We start from the raw sequence: 328 nt of genomic DNA, 5'->3' as shown, positions 1-328 counted from the left end.
GGAGAAGGCTAAAGCCCTCGGCTTTCTGGAGGAACTGGCCAAGGCGAGCCCCCTCGGCCGCGGCGCCGAGCCGACCGAGATTGCCGAGTGGGTGCTCATGACCGGCGGCCCCAAGAACACCTATATGACTGGCGAAAACGTTATCATTTCAGGTGGTTACGTCTACGCCTGACGCAACTTCGGCTGCCGACAGGCGGCGGAAGATGCGGCAGTGCATGAATGAGCGGAGTCTCGAACAAACGGAGGCGGAACTTAGATGACCGGCAAGCTTCGCCTTCCCTCGCTGAATGCGCTGCGTGTCTTCCACCCCGTTGCTCAGCACAAGAGC

The 328-nt window shown here is 61.0% G+C and carries 1 protein-coding gene; it reads left to right on the top strand.

Annotation, left to right across the window (positions count from 1 at the left end; genetic code table 11):
- Positions 1 to 172, top strand: a 172-nt coding sequence (locus EN874_RS32785; protein ID WP_127428887.1) for an SDR family oxidoreductase, incomplete at its 5' end; no start/stop codon positions are given.
- Positions 173 to 328: the final 156 nt, after the last annotated feature.

It is taken from the genome of Mesorhizobium sp. M1D.F.Ca.ET.231.01.1.1 (assembly GCF_003999155.2).
Lineage (GTDB): Bacteria > Pseudomonadota > Alphaproteobacteria > Rhizobiales > Rhizobiaceae > Mesorhizobium.
The sequence above is the reverse complement of the archived record's forward strand: the minus strand, read 5'-3'. Positions and strand labels throughout refer to the sequence as shown.